The following is a 15,263-nucleotide window of genomic DNA, read 5'->3' as shown; positions in this document are numbered from 1 at the left end:
TTCTGCCTTAACAACAGAAAATATGAAAATTTATTTCATATTTTCGACTAATATAAAACAAAAGTACTGAATTTTGCAAACATTTAATCCATTTTCATACTAAAGTCGTCTTGAAGTGGTTATTTTTAAATGAAATGGAAAGAATGTAATAATATTACAAAAAAGAGCTTTACTGACGAGGCTATAGCAGATAAATTAGCCTCATATGTAGTTTAGTTACAGTAAAATAAATAATTGAGAATACACACTATGAAAAACATAGATTGCCCTTTAGCAAGCGAGATTGTTATTTTTGGTGCGTTGGGAGACTTATCTCGTCGCAAACTTTTACCTTCTTTATATCAGTTAGAACTTGCCGGCCTGTTGAGTGATAACACCCGCATTATTGCTGTTGCTCGAAATGAACTAACACTTGAGCAATTTACTAAACAAATAGATGAAAGCTTAAATGAGTTTATACCTGAAGCATTAGATGTTGCAGCCTTGACCAAGTTTTTAGCTAGGCTTGTTTATCAACAGCTTGATTTTAAAGACCTTAAATCATACAAGCAATTAGCCGAAAGCTTATCACCCGCATCGGGTGCGAGAGTTTATTATTATTCTACACCACCCGCTATTTATGGTGATATTAGTCAAGGTTTAAAAACGGCTAAGTTAATCAACGATGCAGACAGAGTCGTGATGGAAAAACCTATTGGTCATTGTTTAGAATCGTCTAAAGTGATTAATGATCAGGTTTCTCGTTACTTTAATGAAAATCAAATTTACCGTATTGACCACTATTTAGGTAAAGAAACGGTATTAAATTTATTAGTGCTGCGTTTTGCCAATAGCCTTTTTACTAATAATTGGGATAGAAACAGTATTGACCATGTCCAAATTACCGTTGCCGAGAGTGTTGGTATCGAAGGGCGTTGGGGTTTTTATGATGAAGCAGGGCAAATGCGAGATATGGTGCAAAACCATTTGTTGCAAGTACTGTCGTTAGTTGCCATGGAGCCACCAGCTGAATTAAGTGCTGACTGTGTCCGTGATGAAAAGCTAAAAGTGATCAAAGCGCTTAAACCTATTACTCGACAAAATGTTAAAGATAAAACCGTGCGTGGACAATATGCGGATGGTTATTTAAATGGTGTTGCTGTCCCTGGGTATTTGAACGAAGAGGGTGCAAAAGCCAATAGTAAAACAGAAACTTTTGTTGCCATTAAAGCAGAGATAGACAACTGGCGTTGGGCTGGCGTACCTTTTTACTTGCGAACAGGTAAACGTATGCCGCAAAAACACAGTGAAATTGTGGTCCATTTTAAACAACAAGCTCATAATATTTTCAGTGAGAGTTATGCCGATTTACCGTCAAATAAATTGACCATTCGTTTGCAACCGGACGAAGGTGTTGAACTTGAAATGATGAATAAAATTCCGGGTATCGCATCGCAAATGCAAATTCACGAAAACAAACTTGATTTAAGTTTTTCTAAAGCTTACGACAACCAACGTGTTGTTGATGCTTATGAACGCTTATTGCTTGAAGTTATTAAAGGTGATCAATCTTTATTTGTTCGTCGTGATGAAGTTGAAGCAGCGTGGCAATGGGCTGATAGTATTATCGAAGCATGGCAAGCAACCAATGAAGCACCTAAACCTTATGCAGCCGGTTCATGGGGACCCGTTTCATCAATTTCTTTAATCGCACGCGATGATCGCCAGTGGGTAGAATAATGTATCAAATTAATGAATTCGAACAACGTGAATTATTAGACGAAGCACTAGCAGATAAAATTGCCACGTTATTAACGGCGGCGGTGGACAGTAAAGGCAAAGCGAGTATCGCGGTCTCGGGTGGCTCAACACCAAAAGGTTTTTTTCAAGCCTTATCAAAGAAAAAGCTAGCGTGGGAAGCTATAACTATTACCTTAGCGGATGAACGCTGGGTTGATATTGACTCAAGTGATAGTAATACTAAATTAGTGCATGAATACCTCATGCAAAATGAAGCGGTAAAAGCTAAGTTTTTCTATTTAAAACAAGGTGAAATCCTTAGCGATGAAACCTTAACTGATTTAAACCTAGCAGCAAACCAGCAGTTATTGCCATTAGATGTACTTATTTTAGGTATGGGTGAAGATGGTCATACTGCCTCGTTATTTCCTTGTAGTGATGAAATAACGCAATGCTTGGCCAAGGATAGCCAAGCATTATTGAAAGTAACACCAAAAACGGCGCCACATCAGCGAATTAGTTTTAGTTTTGCTGCCTTAGCACAAAGCAAAAATACTTTTTTACACATTAGCGGTATCAGTAAAAAACAAGTATTGGCTAAAGCTATTGCCGGACAAGTATGTAAAGAAATGCCGATCAGGGCTTTTTTACAAGCACCAAACATTAATACACAAGTTTATTGGGCCAAGTAATTATGAATAAAACAGTTATGAATAAAAATATTGTACAGATCACACAACGTATTATTGATCGAAGTAAAGCAAGCCGTGCGGCTTACCTTGAAAAGATAGCGGGTGAAAAATCAACTACTGTACATCGCGCTAGTTTATCTTGTGGTAACTTAGCTCATGGTTTTGCTGCTTGTGGTAGCGATGACAAAACGACATTACGTGGTGTTAATCATTCAGACGTTGCTATTATATCTGCTTACAACGATATGCTTTCAGCGCATCAACCGTACGAAAACTACCCAGCCATTATTAAAGCCGCTGTTAAAGAAACCGGTGGCGTAGCCCAATTTGCCGGTGGTGTACCTGCGATGTGTGACGGTGTTACACAAGGTCAACCAGGTATGGATTTAAGCTTGATGAGCCGAGACGTTATTGCTATGTCGACTGCTGTTGCACTGTCGCATAATATGTTTGATGGCGCACTGATGATGGGTATTTGCGATAAAATAGTACCTGGATTAATGATTGCCAGTATGACTTTTGGTCATTTACCTACCGTTTTTGTACCCGCTGGCCCAATGCCTTCTGGTTTGCCTAATAAAGATAAAGCCCGTGTTCGTCAGCAATATGCTCAAGGTGAAGTGGGTAAAGAAGAGTTATTAGAAGCAGAATCTGCGTCTTATCACACCGCCGGTACTTGTACATTTTTTGGTACGGCAAACTCTAACCAATTAGTGGTTGAAGTGATGGGTTTACATCTACCAGGCGCTTCTTTTATTGCCCCCAATACGCAATTACGTGAAGAATTGACCAAAGCTGCAGCGCGCCAAGTTACCCGTTTAACTCAGCAATCTGGTAATTATATGCCGATAGGTAAAATGGTTGATGAGCGTTCAATTGTTAATGCTATTGTTGCCTTGTTAGCCACCGGTGGTTCAACGAACTTAACTATGCATATCATCGCCTTTGCCAAAGCAGCCGGTATTATTATTAATTTCCAAGACTTTAATGATTTATCTGACGCTGTGCCGCTATTAACGCGTATTTATCCCAATGGTCATGCTGACATTAATCAATTTCAAGAAGCGGGTGGCATGGCATTGTTATTCAAAGAGCTTATTGATGCTGGTTTGGTACATGAAGACGTTGAGACCATCTGCGGTCGCGGCTTAACTCGTTATACCCAACGACCTGTATTGGAAGATGGCAAATTAGTTTGGATCGACGGCGCAACTAGCTCAGGCGATGACGAAATTATTGCTACCGCTGCAAAACCTTTTAGTAGCCATGGTGGCTTAAAAGTTATGAAAGGTAATTTAGGTATTTCAGTGTTGAAAACGTCATCACTGCGCGAAGGTAGCTTTGTGATTAAAGCACCTGCAGTTGTTTTTGAAGATCAACACGAACTTGATATTGCCTTTGATGCTGGCGAGTTAGAAAAAGACTTTATTGCTGTTGTTCGCTTTCAGGGGCCAAAAGCCCGTGGTATGCCTGAACTACATAAATTAACGCCACCATTAGGGGTTTTACAAGATAAAGGCTTTAAAGTTGCTTTAGTTACCGACGGTAGAATGTCGGGCGCTTCAGGTAAAGTGCCGGCTGCTATTCATTTATGTCCAGAGGCGTTAGATGGTGGCTTAATTTCAAAAATTAAAACCGGTGATATGATCTTACTCGATGGCGAAAGTGGCGAGCTAACTTTGTTAGTTGATGATGCTGAACTAGCAAAACGTAAAAATGCTATTTTTGAAGTTAATGGTCATCATCAAGGTATGGGGCGTGAATTATTTGGCTTTATGCGTCGTAACTTAAGCTCAGCTGAAACCGGTGCATGTTCACTGTTTGATGATGATTTTCAAGGCGAGCGATAACCATGTCCGATAGTGAGATAAATATTATTGCTGATATTGGTGGCACCAATATGCGCGTGGCGTTAGTCGACGCGCAAGGTAATATTGCTAACATCACCATTTATGCTTGTGCCGATTACACGAGTTTAGCCGAGGTATTAACCAACTATATTACACAGCAGCAATTAGTGGGTAAGAACGTTAATGCTTGTTTAGCTATCGCTTGCCCAGTAGATAAAGATCTTATTGTGATGACTAATCTACCTTGGCAGTTTTCACAAACACAACTCAAAGCAGAGTTACAGTTTAACGAATTGGTGCTAATTAACGACTTTACTGCGATAGCTCATGCTATTCCGCATTTAGGTGCTGCGCAAAAGGTGCAAATAGGTGCTGGTGATGTTGTAGCAAACAAGCCCATTTCTATTTGTGGTGCTGGTACGGGTTTAGGCGTAGCTAATTTAATCGCCATCGATTCTGGTTGGCATAGTTTAAGCGGTGAGGGTGGTCATGTAGACTTTGCCCCCGTGGATCAACAAGAAGTTGCCATTTTACAATTTCTTTCAAAAAAATATGCCCGTGTTTCCTACGAGCAAGTATTGTCAGGACTAGGTATTGAACAAATATACCAAGCCTTGAGTTTCGAAAAAAATGGCGAGATAACAAAATTATTAGCAAAAGAAATCACTGAAAAAGCGCTGGCAGGCAGTTGTTCATTGGCCGTGGAAACTTTAGCGCAATTTTGTCGAATTTTAGGAAGTTTTGCCGGTAACCTAGCGTTAACGCTTGGTAGTTATGGCGGTGTTTATATTGCAGGTGGTGTTGTTCCTCGCTTTATCGAATTTTTTGCTAGCAGTGAATTTAGGCAAAGATTTGAACAGAAAGGGCGTTTATCGAGTTTTAATCAACCTATTCCAACATTTGTTGTCACTGAAGAACAACCTGGTTTGCTTGGTGCATCAGCATATCTTAACCAATTTATGTCAGAAAAAGCTAATGACATCATCCAAAAAAATAACACGAAAAGGCATTAAGAATAATTATGACATTATCAAATAATTGGCAAATACAGCCAAAAGATCTATTTGCTATGGGTCCGATAGTTCCGGTTTTAGTGATAAAAGATGTTAAAAATGCACTACCTATTGCAGAAGCATTGTTAGCAGCGGGCATAAAAGTGCTAGAAGTTACCTTGCGTACACCTGCGGCATTAGAAGTGATCAGCATCATAGCTAAAAATTTACCCGAGGCCATTGTTGGTGCGGGCACTGTAACTAATCGAGATTTATTACAAAAGTCTTACGAAGCTGGCGCAAAGTTTGCCATTAGCCCAGGACTAACAAAAGATTTATTAAAAGCAGGTAAAGAAGGTAATATCGCCTTAATTCCGGGTATTTCTTCTATTTCTGAATTAATGGATGGCATTGATTGTGGTTATGATCATCTTAAGTTCTTCCCTGCGGAAGCATCGGGTGGTGTCAAGGCGTTGCAGTCAATTGGTGGACCATTTCCTGACATTAAATTTTGTCCAACCGGTGGTATTAACTTAAATAATGTTCGAGACTACTTAGCCTTACCCAATGTTTCATGTTGTGGTGGTTCTTGGTTAGTGTCTGATGAAATTATTAAACAAGGTAATTGGCAAGAAATTACGCGTTTAGCAAAGCAAGTACTAGCGCATGTAAAATAATAGCCATTGGGCTAACTAAGAACGGATAAAAATTAATTTATCAGTAAAAACCAGGCATTGCCTGGTTTTTTTTGCTTAAAATAATAACAATATCAGGTTTCACTGCGGTAGTTTATTTGTAACTGATAAAACTACAGATCGTTTTTGTTGTTTTATTACATATTTAAAGACAATAATCGCACTACTTAACATTACACTCGCTAGTGCCCAGTGATGAATAGTGATGATTATTGCAAGTAAATGAGGTTAACCAAGAAGTATTGTCTTTGCAATGAAGTGAATTTTTGTAACTTTTAAGTCAGGATCTTAGGAGGGGAGACAGCCAATAAAAAAGCCAGAATTCATCTGGCTTTTTTAGTCGTTTATTAGCGGACAAACAAAGGCTTATTGTGTTGAAACATAGGTCGCTAAATCTAAAATTTTGTTGGAATAACCAATTTCATTATCATACCAAGAAACTACTTTCACAAAAGTATCTGTTAACGCTATACCGGCAGTAGCATCAAATACTGAGGTACATCTTTCGCCAATAAAGTCGTTAGATACTACCGCATCTTCGGTGTAGCCTAAAATGCCTTTTAGCTCACCTTGTGATGCTGCTTTCATTGCGCTACAAATTTCTTGATAACTGGCTGGCTTTTCTAAGTTGACAGTTAAATCAACCACAGAAACATTAGGCGTTGGTACGCGAAATGCCATACCCGTTAATTTACCATTTAATGCAGGGATAACCTTGCCAACGGCTTTAGCGGCACCTGTTGATGATGGAATAATGTTTTGTCCAGCACCACGACCACCGCGCCAGTCTTTAGCTGACGGGCTATCAACTGTTTTTTGTGTTGCTGTGGTGGCATGCACTGTGGTCATTAAACCATCTTTGATACCCCAGTTATCATTTAACACTTTTGCGATAGGCGCTAAACAGTTTGTGGTACAAGACGCATTAGAAACAATGTCTTGTCCGGCATATTCAAGATGGTTAACACCCATAACAAACATTGGTGTATCGTCTTTTGACGGTGCAGAAAGTACTACTTTTTTAGCGCCGGCTACAATGTGCTTACGCGCTGATTCATCCGTTAAAAACAAGCCAGTTGATTCAACAACAACGTCAACCTCAGCTTCATTCCATTTTAGGTTTAGTGGGTCGCGTTCTGCACTAACACGAACATTTTTGCCATTAACGACTAAGTGGCCATCAACAACATCAACAGTGCCGTTAAACCGGCCATGAGTAGAGTCATACTTAAGCATATAAGCGATGTAATCAACGTCAATTAAATCATTAATAGCGACTACTTCAACATCTGCTCTGGCAAATGCTTCTCTAAACACGAACCGACCGATACGACCAAAGCCGTTGATCCCTACTCTAATTGTCATAATAAAACCCTAAAATCAAACTTTAAAAATTAATGTAGTAAAATTACACCATTTCATAAAAATTACAAGTTATAACTCGACATAAAGCAATAAATATTGATTTAAACCTTGTTTTATTGCGTATTGTTACTAAAATGTCGGCTATTAAACATAGCCTAGCTAAAAATATTTATTTATTGGCTTTTCCATAAGGTTATTATTTTTCTATGATGATGATGGCATAATGCCTCTATCTATAATTTTTTTGGACTTTTTATGATACAGAACAACAGTGCATGCGATATCGGCTTTATTGGTTTAGGTGTTATGGGCAAGAATTTAGTGCTTAATTTAGCTGATAACGGCTTTAGTATCGCCGCCTTCGATCTTGATATCAGTAAAGTTGAAGATGCCATTACTCAAGACAAGGCTGAAAGTGGTTTATCAACAGCACGTGTTATTGGTTGTTCGTCTTATACTGAATTACTTTCTCGCTTAAAACCACCACACCTTATCGTACTATCAGTGCCAGCAGGCGCACCGGTTGATCAAGTGTGTGAAAGCTTGATTGGTGCCGGTATTCAACCTGATGATATTGTTATTGATACGGGTAATAGCTTATGGGTTGATACCGTTGCACGCGAGAAAAAATACAAAAATAACTTTATTTTATTTTCCTCAGCTGTTTCAGGTGGTGAAGTGGGGGCGCGTTTTGGTCCGGCACTAATGCCTAGTGGTTCACCCTATGCATGGGCAAGAATAAAACCTATTTGGCAAGCCATTGCTGCAAAGGTTGATGCAAAAACGGGTAAACCCATTGAACGCACTAAACCAGGTGAAGTTGTTACTGAAGGTGAACCCTGTGCTGCCTATATTGGTCCAGCGGGTGCTGGGCATTATGTGAAAATGGTGCATAACGGCATTGAGTACGCTGATATGCAAATTATATGTGAAGCATATCAAATGCTGCGTGACGGTTTAGCATTAAGTAGTGATGAAATTGCTGATATTTTTGAAATGTGGAATGGCGGCCGATTAGAAAGTTATTTAATGGAAATATCGGTCGAGGTTTTACGTCATCGAGTTGGTGAAGAAAAAACACCGTTAGTTGACTTGATCTTAGACAAAGCGGGTCAAAAAGGTACCGGACTTTGGACTGCGGTAAGTAGTTTAGAATTAGGTACACCTGCGCCCACTATTGCTCAAGCGGTTTTTGCTCGCTCTATTTCATCTTTTAAAGATTTACGTGTGAAAGCTTCAGGCATATTATCAGGTCCAGAAGTCGTGATACTTGCAGGTGAAGAAAAACAGGCGTTTATTGAACAGTTACATGATGCTATATATAGCGCAAAAATATGTGCTTATGCACAAGGTTTTCAATTAATGAAACTCGCTGAGCAAGAGCATAATTGGCAGCTTAACTTTGCTAGTATTGCCAAGATTTGGCGTGCGGGCTGTATTATTCGTGCGGCATTTTTACAGTCAATCACGCAAGCATTTGAGCGAAACCCTGACCTAGACAATCTACTTTTAGATGATTTCTTTGCTGAGCAATTAAGTCAACATCAATTGAACTGGCGAAAGGCAGTGTCAAATTCTGCCTTGATGGGGATCCCAACCGGGGCAATTTCATCTGCATTGTCATATTATGACTCTATACGTTGTGCTGTGCTGCCGGCCAATTTATTACAAGCACAGCGTGACTTCTTTGGCGCTCATACTTTTGAGCGTATCGATAAAGCCACAGGCAAAAAGTATCACGTTAATTGGTCAAGTGAATCACGTAATATGCAGGAAATTAATTAAGTATAGCTGTATATCAACCCGAGTAGGCTCTGGCTCTACTTGGGTAATCGTTAATTTGGCTAGCGCTTCATTCAAAAAACTGGCTTGCCAGTAATCGCCAAATTAGGTACGTGGCGCCTTAAACTCACCTTCAATAATGTTGTTTAAGGTTTTTTTCGCTACTCGGTCTAAAAATTCAGTGTTTAAGTTATTGCCTTTAAAGTAACTGACGAAAGTCTCATGGCTGATATTGCTATCTTTTGGACTATATAAATATAATATTTTTGACCAGATATAAGCTTGCTTATGCTCTTTTTTATGGGCAAAAATACTGGCAAGAGACTGAAATATCTCGGTATCTATAGCTGCATCGCTTGGGTAAAGTTCTAGTGCATGATAGAGCAAGTTCAAGGTTTTGGTGATATCATGTTTCGCGTAATAGCTCGCTAAGTTGATTTGTCGGTTGGGCTTTTCTAATAATTCACTGCCTTCTAAGGCAATAAATTTATTTAGTGAGTGCTCATTTAAGTAGCGCGACCAATGAAAGAATAACAGGTCAGGGTGTTCAGAATTTTGCGTAGCAAGTGCTAGTGCTTTAATTTTAACCCGCGCCTTAACCACATTATCAATACGTATGGTTTTCTTAACCTTTAGCTTAATATGCTCAATTTTAGACGCATGCAGCATGCATTTTTCATAGCCTTCGTAGGCAATTAACTGCTGATATTTGTTGCTATCGTTAGCATCATTTTTGTCTGCTAAATTAGCAAAGCCCACCTCGACACGCTCTCGTTTGCACCAAGTGTCTTCTTGAAATTCTTGACAAATTTTTGTATGTTCTTCACATAACTCAGCAAAATTAGGTCTGTTTTCACAGGCCATTAATGTGAAAAAAAATGTGCAAAAAAGCAAAATCAGCACTAATTTATTAAATTTCATCTTTTTCTCTATTTATCCCAGAAAAATATTTGTAACTGGTGGCGAAATAATTCATGTTGGATTACAATATGCGCCGCATTCAGTAATTAGTTATTGCTAATTACCTCTTTACATTAATAATAACCCATCACTCAATTGACTGACATAAAAAGGTTTACGCAATGACTTCTCTTCTTGAAGAACAATATCTAGCTAGTTGGCAGGAACGTCAAACATTCGCTGAAAACATGCAGCCGATTATCGGACAATTATTTAGAAATGACGGTATCGAAATTTCAATTTACGGTCGCACACTAGTCAATGCTTCTGCCATCGACATCATTAAAGCACATAAATCAGTGGCTTTACACGAAGAAAATAAATTGCGTTTACGTGAAAGTTCTCCTTTTATTCAAGTTTTAGCTAGTATGTCATTAGCACCTGCGCGTATCGACGTAGGTAAATTAGCTTACCGTTATTTATTTAAAGGTGAAGCGAATGGTTTGTCAATTGAACAATTTTTAGAAAAAGAATTAGCCACCATCACTAAAGATACCGACGTACAAGAATCTAAAGACGTGGTACTTTACGGTTTTGGTCGTATTGGTCGTTTGTTAGCGCGTTTATTAATTGAACGTGCCGGACCCAACGCTAAGCTTAAGTTACGCGCCATTGTTATTCGCCCTGGTAAAGAAGATGATTTAGAAAAACGTGCGAGCTTACTGCGTCGTGATTCAGTGCACGGTGCCTTTAACGGTAGTATTACCATTGATAAAGAAAATAACGTTATTAAAGCGAACGGTGCTTTTATTCAAATTATTTATGCTAAATCACCCTCAGAAATTGATTACACCGCTTATGGTATCAACAACGCTTTAGTGGTTGATAATACGGGGATTTGGAGTGATGAAGAGGGCTTAGGACAGCATTTACAATCAAAAGGTGTTGCTAAAGTTTTACTCACCGCACCGGCTAAAGGCGATATTAAAAACATCGTATACGGCGTAAACGAAGATATGATTTTAGCAGAAGACACCATGATTTCTGCAGCAAGTTGTACTACCAACGCGATCACGCCGGTACTTAAAGCACTCAATGATGAGTTTGGTATTCGCAATGGCCACGTTGAGACGGTACATTCATATACTAATGATCAAAACTTAATTGATAATTACCATCCTGCGCCGCGTCGTGGCCGCAGTGCACCATTAAATATGGTGATCAGTACCACGGGTGCAGCTAAAGCGGTAGCAAAAGCATTACCTGAATTAAAAGGTTTGTTAACGGGTAATGCGATTCGCGTTCCTACGCCAAACGTTTCAATGGCTATTATGAACTTGAACTTGAAAAAAGAGACAACTAAAGCACAATTAAACGATTATTTACGTAAAATCTCTTTAAACTCTAAATTGCAAAATCAAGTGGATTACACCGCTTCTACTGAAATTGTATCCACTGACTTAGTCGGCTCACGTTACGCCGGTGTTGTTGATTCACAAGCAACGATTGTTGATGGTGATCGCGCTGTACTCTACGTATGGTATGACAATGAGTTTGGTTATAGCTGTCAGGTAGTGCGTGTGATGTTAGCAATGTCAGGTATTGATGTACCCACATTACCCTTTACATAACTAGCGATAGTTAATAAAATCAATAGCGAATAAAATGTAAAATTAGCTTATTCGAATAAACGTTTACCTTGTAGGTAAGCGCTTTTTTTTTGCCAATTAATATGAAAAATCTCTTCGGTTTAATACCCGTTTAATTAAGTATTTTACTTTTTAATAAGGAAGAGTGACTAAATACCAGGCATAAAATTTGATAAAGAGTTACGCGGCTATAAATTTTATAACCTTGTAGTTTTTAAGTTTAAACATTAAAACCAAGCAGATAATTAATTATCTCAGCGATTTAAGCTCATTGGCGAGATAAGACCAGTTAAATACACCTAGCCGGTTTAGGCAAACCTGCATACTTAGTGGCTTGTTTAGCAGGCCCTTCTTTAAACAAGCGATATAAATAACGACTGCTGGCCTTTTCTTCGCCAAACTCTGCTTTCATCGCTTTGGTTAGAGCGCGAATAGCAGGTGACGTATTGTAAGTTAGGTAAAACTGCCTAACAAAGCGAATCACTTCCCAATGGGCTTCTAGCAGCTCAATATCATCATTTTTTGCGAGTAACATGGCAACATCTTCGTTCCACTGCGTAAAATCGAGCAAATAGCCTTGTTTATCGGTGGCTAAGCTTTTGTTGTTATATATTATTGTCATGACCAGGTAATTGAATTGTCGTGTTTAAAAAGTAGCGCTACTACTTTGGCTAAGGTGATGGGTATAAATAATTTATTATTAGGGCATTGTGCGCGAGCATCGGCGTGTTGGCTTATAAAATAAAGCGTTATGTCTTGCTGCTCGGTTAGCTTACTAAGCAATAGGGCATGACTGAAATTATAACAACCGTCATCGATTAATAATATACTGTCTTGTGGCAAAATCATGTCAAGGCATTGTGTTAATGCACTGCTATTAAAGCCTGAGTTTCTAATAAGGTGTAGCATCGCCATGTTAAAACCTGTAAATCACGTTGTGCTGGTGTAAGCGTTGACTAAACACTTCGTTTGATAATACTTGTATATTGTTAATATGAAAATGTGCGCTTAAGTTGCGCTCGGTTAATGACTGCTGGCAAACATAAATATTTTCAATATCGTAAAATTCAAGTGCTGAAAATGTTTTTAGGTAGTCTTTAATATCAATAGCTGAGGCATTTTGATCCCCGATCACCTGAAATACCCCATCACCTAAAAAGAACAGCGACGTGGCTTGCTCGTACGAGCCAAATATCAATGCGGCGTCTAGTGCTTCTTTACCGGCGGCATTCGAAAAAGGCGCCTGGGTATTTATAATGGCGATAGTTTTATCACGTGCTTGATTTTCTGACATTATAGTTGCACCACACGTTCGGCTTTACTGGTTAACTCAACTAATTCACCTAAACCCGACACTGTAAATGCTGAGTCTATATTTGAGCTTTCATGGTTATTTAACTCGTCACTTAAACCACGTTTTTCTGCGGCAGTAATACATAAATATAACGGCACATTGTATTCGCTATTAAGTTGTTGCCATTGTGCTAGTGTTTGAAATTCATCACTGGGTATTGATAAATATTTAGCGGCATTTAATACGCCGTCTTGATAGAAAAATACCCCTATGATGCTTACACCACTATCAAGCGCTGCTCTGACAAGATTAATTGCCGTTGTTGTTAAATTACTGTTGGGCGGGGTAGTCACCACTAAAGCCAATCTATTTTGCATATTCTGCTTTTCGCCTTAATTAACGTTATTTAAACACAGCTAATAAAAAAGCCTCAATATTGAGGCTTTATAATTTATACATAGAGTATAAACAATTATTAATCATAGTTAATGATTTTTAACTGCTAATTAGTCATCGTTACCTAAAACCCCTAATAGGCTTAATAAGTGCACGAAGATATTATAAATATTCAAGTATAGCGAAACAGTTGCACGAATGTAGTTTGTTTCACCACCGTGAATAATGCGGCTTGTATCATATAAGATCAAACCAGACATGATCATAATAATTGCAGCACTAATAGCTAACGACAGCGCAGGAATTTGGAAAAATATATTTGCTACCATGGCAATAACCGCAACGATTAAACCAACCATTAAAAAGCCACCCATAAATGAGAAGTCTTTTTTGCTGGTTAACGCATAGCCAGAAAGTGCAAAGAAAATTAATGCTGTACCGCCTAATGCTTGCATAATTAATGAAGCGCCGTTAGGCATTGCCGCATAATAGTTAAGCATTGGGCCTAATGAGGCACCCATTAAGCCGGTGAAAGCAAAAATCCAAAAAATACCACTCGCTTTATCAGCGTTTTTATTAACAACAAATAATAAACCAAACGAAACTAAGGTCATTATTAGGGCTGCCATATGAGACAAGCCCATTGCCATAGAAATAGCAGCAGTTACGGCACTAAACGCCAAAGTCATCGAAAGTAACATATAGGTGTTTCTTAATACCTTGTTAATTTCAACCGCTGAACTTCGACTAGCATTTACACTAGTATTTGATTGCATAATATTTCCTCTAAGTATGCCAATTCTATTTTTTAGATATGGGCTATTGTTAAATAGTTCAAGGGTAAATCAAATATTTAACCTTCACATCATCACTTGGGTGATAATCAATTATAAACCACATTGACATATTATGGCACGGTGTATTTTGAAATACTATCTTTAACCTTGTTGAAATTTTGCAATAATTTGTGAGCGTTTGTAACAGTCATCGCTATGATCGTTAACCATGCCACAAGCCTGCATATGCGCATAACAAATGGTTGAACCAACAAACTTAAAGCCCCGCTTTTTCAAATCTTTGCTCCAAGCATCAGACTCTTTAGAAGTAGCAGGGTAATCATTTAATGCAGCCCAATGATTGACAATAGTTTTATGGCCAACAAAGCCCCACATATAGTGGCTAAAGCTGCCAAACTCTTTTTGAATGTCGATAAATATTTTAGCGTTATTAATTACCGCATTGATTTTACCTCTGTGGCGAATAATAGCGCGGTTAACTACTAGCTCTTCAACTTTAGCATCGGTAAATAGGGCAACAAGGTTAACGTCAAAGTTAGCGAAGGCGGCACGGTAACCATCGCGACGCTTTAAAATCGTATACCAACTTAAACCTGCCTGTGCTGATTCAAGCATTAAATATTCAAATAATTGTTGATCATCGAAAACAGGAACACCCCATTCATTATCATGATAAGCAACATAATCGGGTTTTGTTGTATCTAACCACGGACATCGACAAAGGTTTTCTTCACTCATAAGTTTTCCTTAAACATGAAAATTTACTGAATTTGCTTAAATAAATGACAAATCGTTGATTTTTTTAGCAAACAAACTGTTTTATAGAATAAATGCTTTACAAGACAATTTCGAGCCTTTACTATGCGTTTCGTTCTCAAGCAGTAATGCTTTTGAACACTGGAGAGATGGCTGAGTGGTCGAAAGCACTGGTCTTGAAAACCAGCAAGGGTTTATAGCCCTTCTAGGGTTCAAATCCCTATCTCTCCGCCACACTATAAAAAACCGCTAATCGAAAGATTAGCGGTTTTTTTTCGTCTAAAATTTAGTGAACTACGACAAGGTAAGGTTTATAGCCCTAATCTCGAGTAGTGTTCAACTCCCAATCTCCAGTTATAAAGTAGGTTGGTCGATG

Annotated in this window: 15 protein-coding genes and 1 tRNA gene; 8 read left to right on the top strand and 8 right to left on the bottom strand. The window is 38.5% G+C overall.

Going from position 1 to position 15,263, the window contains the following annotated elements:
• The first annotated feature begins 249 nt into the window (after positions 1–249).
• The 5 genes from zwf to H4J61_RS09200 are packed head-to-tail and all read left to right on the top strand — an operon-like array spanning position 250 to position 5,930.
• On the top strand, positions 250–1,719 hold the full coding sequence (gene zwf, locus H4J61_RS09220; RefSeq protein ID WP_182137903.1) for a glucose-6-phosphate dehydrogenase: 1,470 nt from the start codon (positions 250–252) through the stop codon (positions 1,717–1,719).
• Positions 1,719–2,411, top strand: coding sequence for a 6-phosphogluconolactonase (pgl, locus tag H4J61_RS09215; RefSeq protein WP_182184845.1), 693 nt, complete (start codon positions 1,719–1,721; stop codon positions 2,409–2,411). The genes zwf and pgl overlap by 1 nt, the downstream gene beginning before the upstream one ends.
• A gap of 17 nt (positions 2,412–2,428) precedes the next feature.
• Positions 2,429–4,261: a phosphogluconate dehydratase gene (edd, locus tag H4J61_RS09210; protein ID WP_182138012.1), complete on the top strand. Its 1,833-nt coding sequence runs from the start codon at positions 2,429–2,431 to the stop codon at positions 4,259–4,261.
• A gap of 2 nt (positions 4,262–4,263) precedes the next feature.
• Positions 4,264–5,274, top strand: coding sequence for a glucokinase (locus tag H4J61_RS09205; RefSeq protein ID WP_182137905.1), 1,011 nt, complete (start codon positions 4,264–4,266; stop codon positions 5,272–5,274).
• Between the two features lie 8 nt (positions 5,275–5,282).
• Complete coding sequence (locus H4J61_RS09200; RefSeq protein ID WP_182137906.1) at positions 5,283–5,930, top strand: bifunctional 4-hydroxy-2-oxoglutarate aldolase/2-dehydro-3-deoxy-phosphogluconate aldolase; 648 nt, start codon at positions 5,283–5,285, stop codon at positions 5,928–5,930.
• Between the two features lie 384 nt (positions 5,931–6,314).
• On the opposite strand, the gene gap is transcribed toward H4J61_RS09200, so the two are convergent.
• The gene (gene gap, locus H4J61_RS09195) at positions 6,315–7,313 is read right to left on the bottom strand and encodes a type I glyceraldehyde-3-phosphate dehydrogenase (protein WP_182184844.1); all 999 of its coding nucleotides are present in this window, start codon (positions 7,311–7,313) and stop codon (positions 6,315–6,317) included.
• 255 nt (positions 7,314–7,568) lie between these two features.
• Between gap and gndA the strand changes: the two genes are divergently transcribed.
• Positions 7,569–9,098 carry an NADP-dependent phosphogluconate dehydrogenase gene (gene gndA, locus H4J61_RS09190; RefSeq protein WP_182184843.1) on the top strand — a complete coding sequence of 510 codons (1,530 nt, stop codon included), beginning with the start codon at positions 7,569–7,571 and terminating at the stop codon, positions 9,096–9,098.
• A gap of 102 nt (positions 9,099–9,200) precedes the next feature.
• Here the strand turns inward: gndA and H4J61_RS09185 are convergent, their stop codons facing one another.
• Positions 9,201–10,016: a DUF2989 domain-containing protein gene (locus tag H4J61_RS09185; RefSeq protein ID WP_182184842.1), complete on the bottom strand. Its 816-nt coding sequence runs from the start codon at positions 10,014–10,016 to the stop codon at positions 9,201–9,203.
• Between the two features lie 161 nt (positions 10,017–10,177).
• On the opposite strand from H4J61_RS09185, the gene H4J61_RS09180 reads away from it, so the two are divergent.
• Complete coding sequence (locus tag H4J61_RS09180) at positions 10,178–11,626, top strand: glyceraldehyde-3-phosphate dehydrogenase (protein WP_182184841.1); 1,449 nt, start codon at positions 10,178–10,180, stop codon at positions 11,624–11,626.
• A gap of 307 nt (positions 11,627–11,933) precedes the next feature.
• Here the strand turns inward: H4J61_RS09180 and H4J61_RS09175 are convergent, their stop codons facing one another.
• From H4J61_RS09175 to H4J61_RS09150, 6 genes are all read right to left on the bottom strand, one after another.
• Positions 11,934–12,266 (bottom strand): TusE/DsrC/DsvC family sulfur relay protein, encoded by a 333-nt coding sequence (locus tag H4J61_RS09175; RefSeq protein ID WP_182137911.1) that lies wholly within the window; start codon positions 12,264–12,266, stop codon positions 11,934–11,936.
• Entirely contained in the window at positions 12,263–12,559 is a 297-nt protein-coding gene (gene tusB / locus H4J61_RS09170) for a sulfurtransferase complex subunit TusB (RefSeq protein WP_182184840.1), read from the bottom strand. The genes H4J61_RS09175 and tusB overlap by 4 nt, the downstream gene beginning before the upstream one ends.
• Before the next feature lies 1 nt (position 12,560).
• Complete coding sequence (tusC, locus tag H4J61_RS09165) at positions 12,561–12,938, bottom strand: sulfurtransferase complex subunit TusC (protein ID WP_182184839.1); 378 nt, start codon at positions 12,936–12,938, stop codon at positions 12,561–12,563.
• Positions 12,938–13,315 (bottom strand): sulfurtransferase complex subunit TusD, encoded by a 378-nt coding sequence (tusD, locus tag H4J61_RS09160; RefSeq protein ID WP_182184838.1) that lies wholly within the window; start codon positions 13,313–13,315, stop codon positions 12,938–12,940. Before tusD ends, tusC begins: the two co-directional genes overlap by 1 nt.
• Before the next feature lie 129 nt (positions 13,316–13,444).
• A complete protein-coding gene (locus H4J61_RS09155; protein ID WP_182137915.1) occupies positions 13,445–14,110 on the bottom strand; it encodes a Bax inhibitor-1/YccA family protein in 666 nt (221 codons plus the stop codon).
• Between the two features lie 162 nt (positions 14,111–14,272).
• Positions 14,273–14,869, bottom strand: coding sequence for a DNA-3-methyladenine glycosylase I (locus tag H4J61_RS09150; protein WP_182137916.1), 597 nt, complete (start codon positions 14,867–14,869; stop codon positions 14,273–14,275).
• A 161-nt stretch (positions 14,870–15,030) separates the two neighbouring features.
• Here H4J61_RS09150 and H4J61_RS09145 point away from each other — a divergent pair.
• Positions 15,031–15,121: transfer RNA gene (locus H4J61_RS09145), tRNA-Ser, on the top strand.
• Positions 15,122–15,263: the final 142 nt, after the last annotated feature.

This window comes from Colwellia sp. MB3u-4 (genome assembly GCF_014077065.1).
Lineage (GTDB): Bacteria > Pseudomonadota > Gammaproteobacteria > Enterobacterales > Alteromonadaceae > Cognaticolwellia.
The sequence above is the reverse complement of the archived record's forward strand: the minus strand, read 5'-3'. Positions and strand labels throughout refer to the sequence as shown.

What these genes read in the sequence shown, in the direction of transcription:
- zwf (WP_182137903.1), top strand. Translation starts at nt 250, where the DNA reads ATGAAAAACATAGATTGCCCTTTAGCAAGCGAGATTGTTATTTTTGGT.
- pgl (WP_182184845.1), top strand. Translation starts at nt 1,719, where the DNA reads ATGTATCAAATTAATGAATTCGAACAACGTGAATTATTAGACGAAGCA.
- edd (WP_182138012.1), top strand. Translation starts at nt 2,429, where the DNA reads ATGAATAAAAATATTGTACAGATCACACAACGTATTATTGATCGAAGT.
- H4J61_RS09205 (WP_182137905.1), top strand. Translation starts at nt 4,264, where the DNA reads ATGTCCGATAGTGAGATAAATATTATTGCTGATATTGGTGGCACCAAT.
- H4J61_RS09200 (WP_182137906.1), top strand. Translation starts at nt 5,283, where the DNA reads ATGACATTATCAAATAATTGGCAAATACAGCCAAAAGATCTATTTGCT.
- gap (WP_182184844.1), bottom strand. Translation starts at nt 7,313, where the DNA reads ATGACAATTAGAGTAGGGATCAACGGCTTTGGTCGTATCGGTCGGTTC.
- gndA (WP_182184843.1), top strand. Translation starts at nt 7,569, where the DNA reads ATGATACAGAACAACAGTGCATGCGATATCGGCTTTATTGGTTTAGGT.
- H4J61_RS09185 (WP_182184842.1), bottom strand. Translation starts at nt 10,016, where the DNA reads ATGAAATTTAATAAATTAGTGCTGATTTTGCTTTTTTGCACATTTTTT.
- H4J61_RS09180 (WP_182184841.1), top strand. Translation starts at nt 10,178, where the DNA reads ATGACTTCTCTTCTTGAAGAACAATATCTAGCTAGTTGGCAGGAACGT.
- H4J61_RS09175 (WP_182137911.1), bottom strand. Translation starts at nt 12,266, where the DNA reads ATGACAATAATATATAACAACAAAAGCTTAGCCACCGATAAACAAGGC.
- tusB (WP_182184840.1), bottom strand. Translation starts at nt 12,559, where the DNA reads ATGGCGATGCTACACCTTATTAGAAACTCAGGCTTTAATAGCAGTGCA.
- tusC (WP_182184839.1), bottom strand. Translation starts at nt 12,938, where the DNA reads ATGTCAGAAAATCAAGCACGTGATAAAACTATCGCCATTATAAATACC.
- tusD (WP_182184838.1), bottom strand. Translation starts at nt 13,315, where the DNA reads ATGCAAAATAGATTGGCTTTAGTGGTGACTACCCCGCCCAACAGTAAT.
- H4J61_RS09155 (WP_182137915.1), bottom strand. Translation starts at nt 14,110, where the DNA reads ATGCAATCAAATACTAGTGTAAATGCTAGTCGAAGTTCAGCGGTTGAA.
- H4J61_RS09150 (WP_182137916.1), bottom strand. Translation starts at nt 14,869, where the DNA reads ATGAGTGAAGAAAACCTTTGTCGATGTCCGTGGTTAGATACAACAAAA.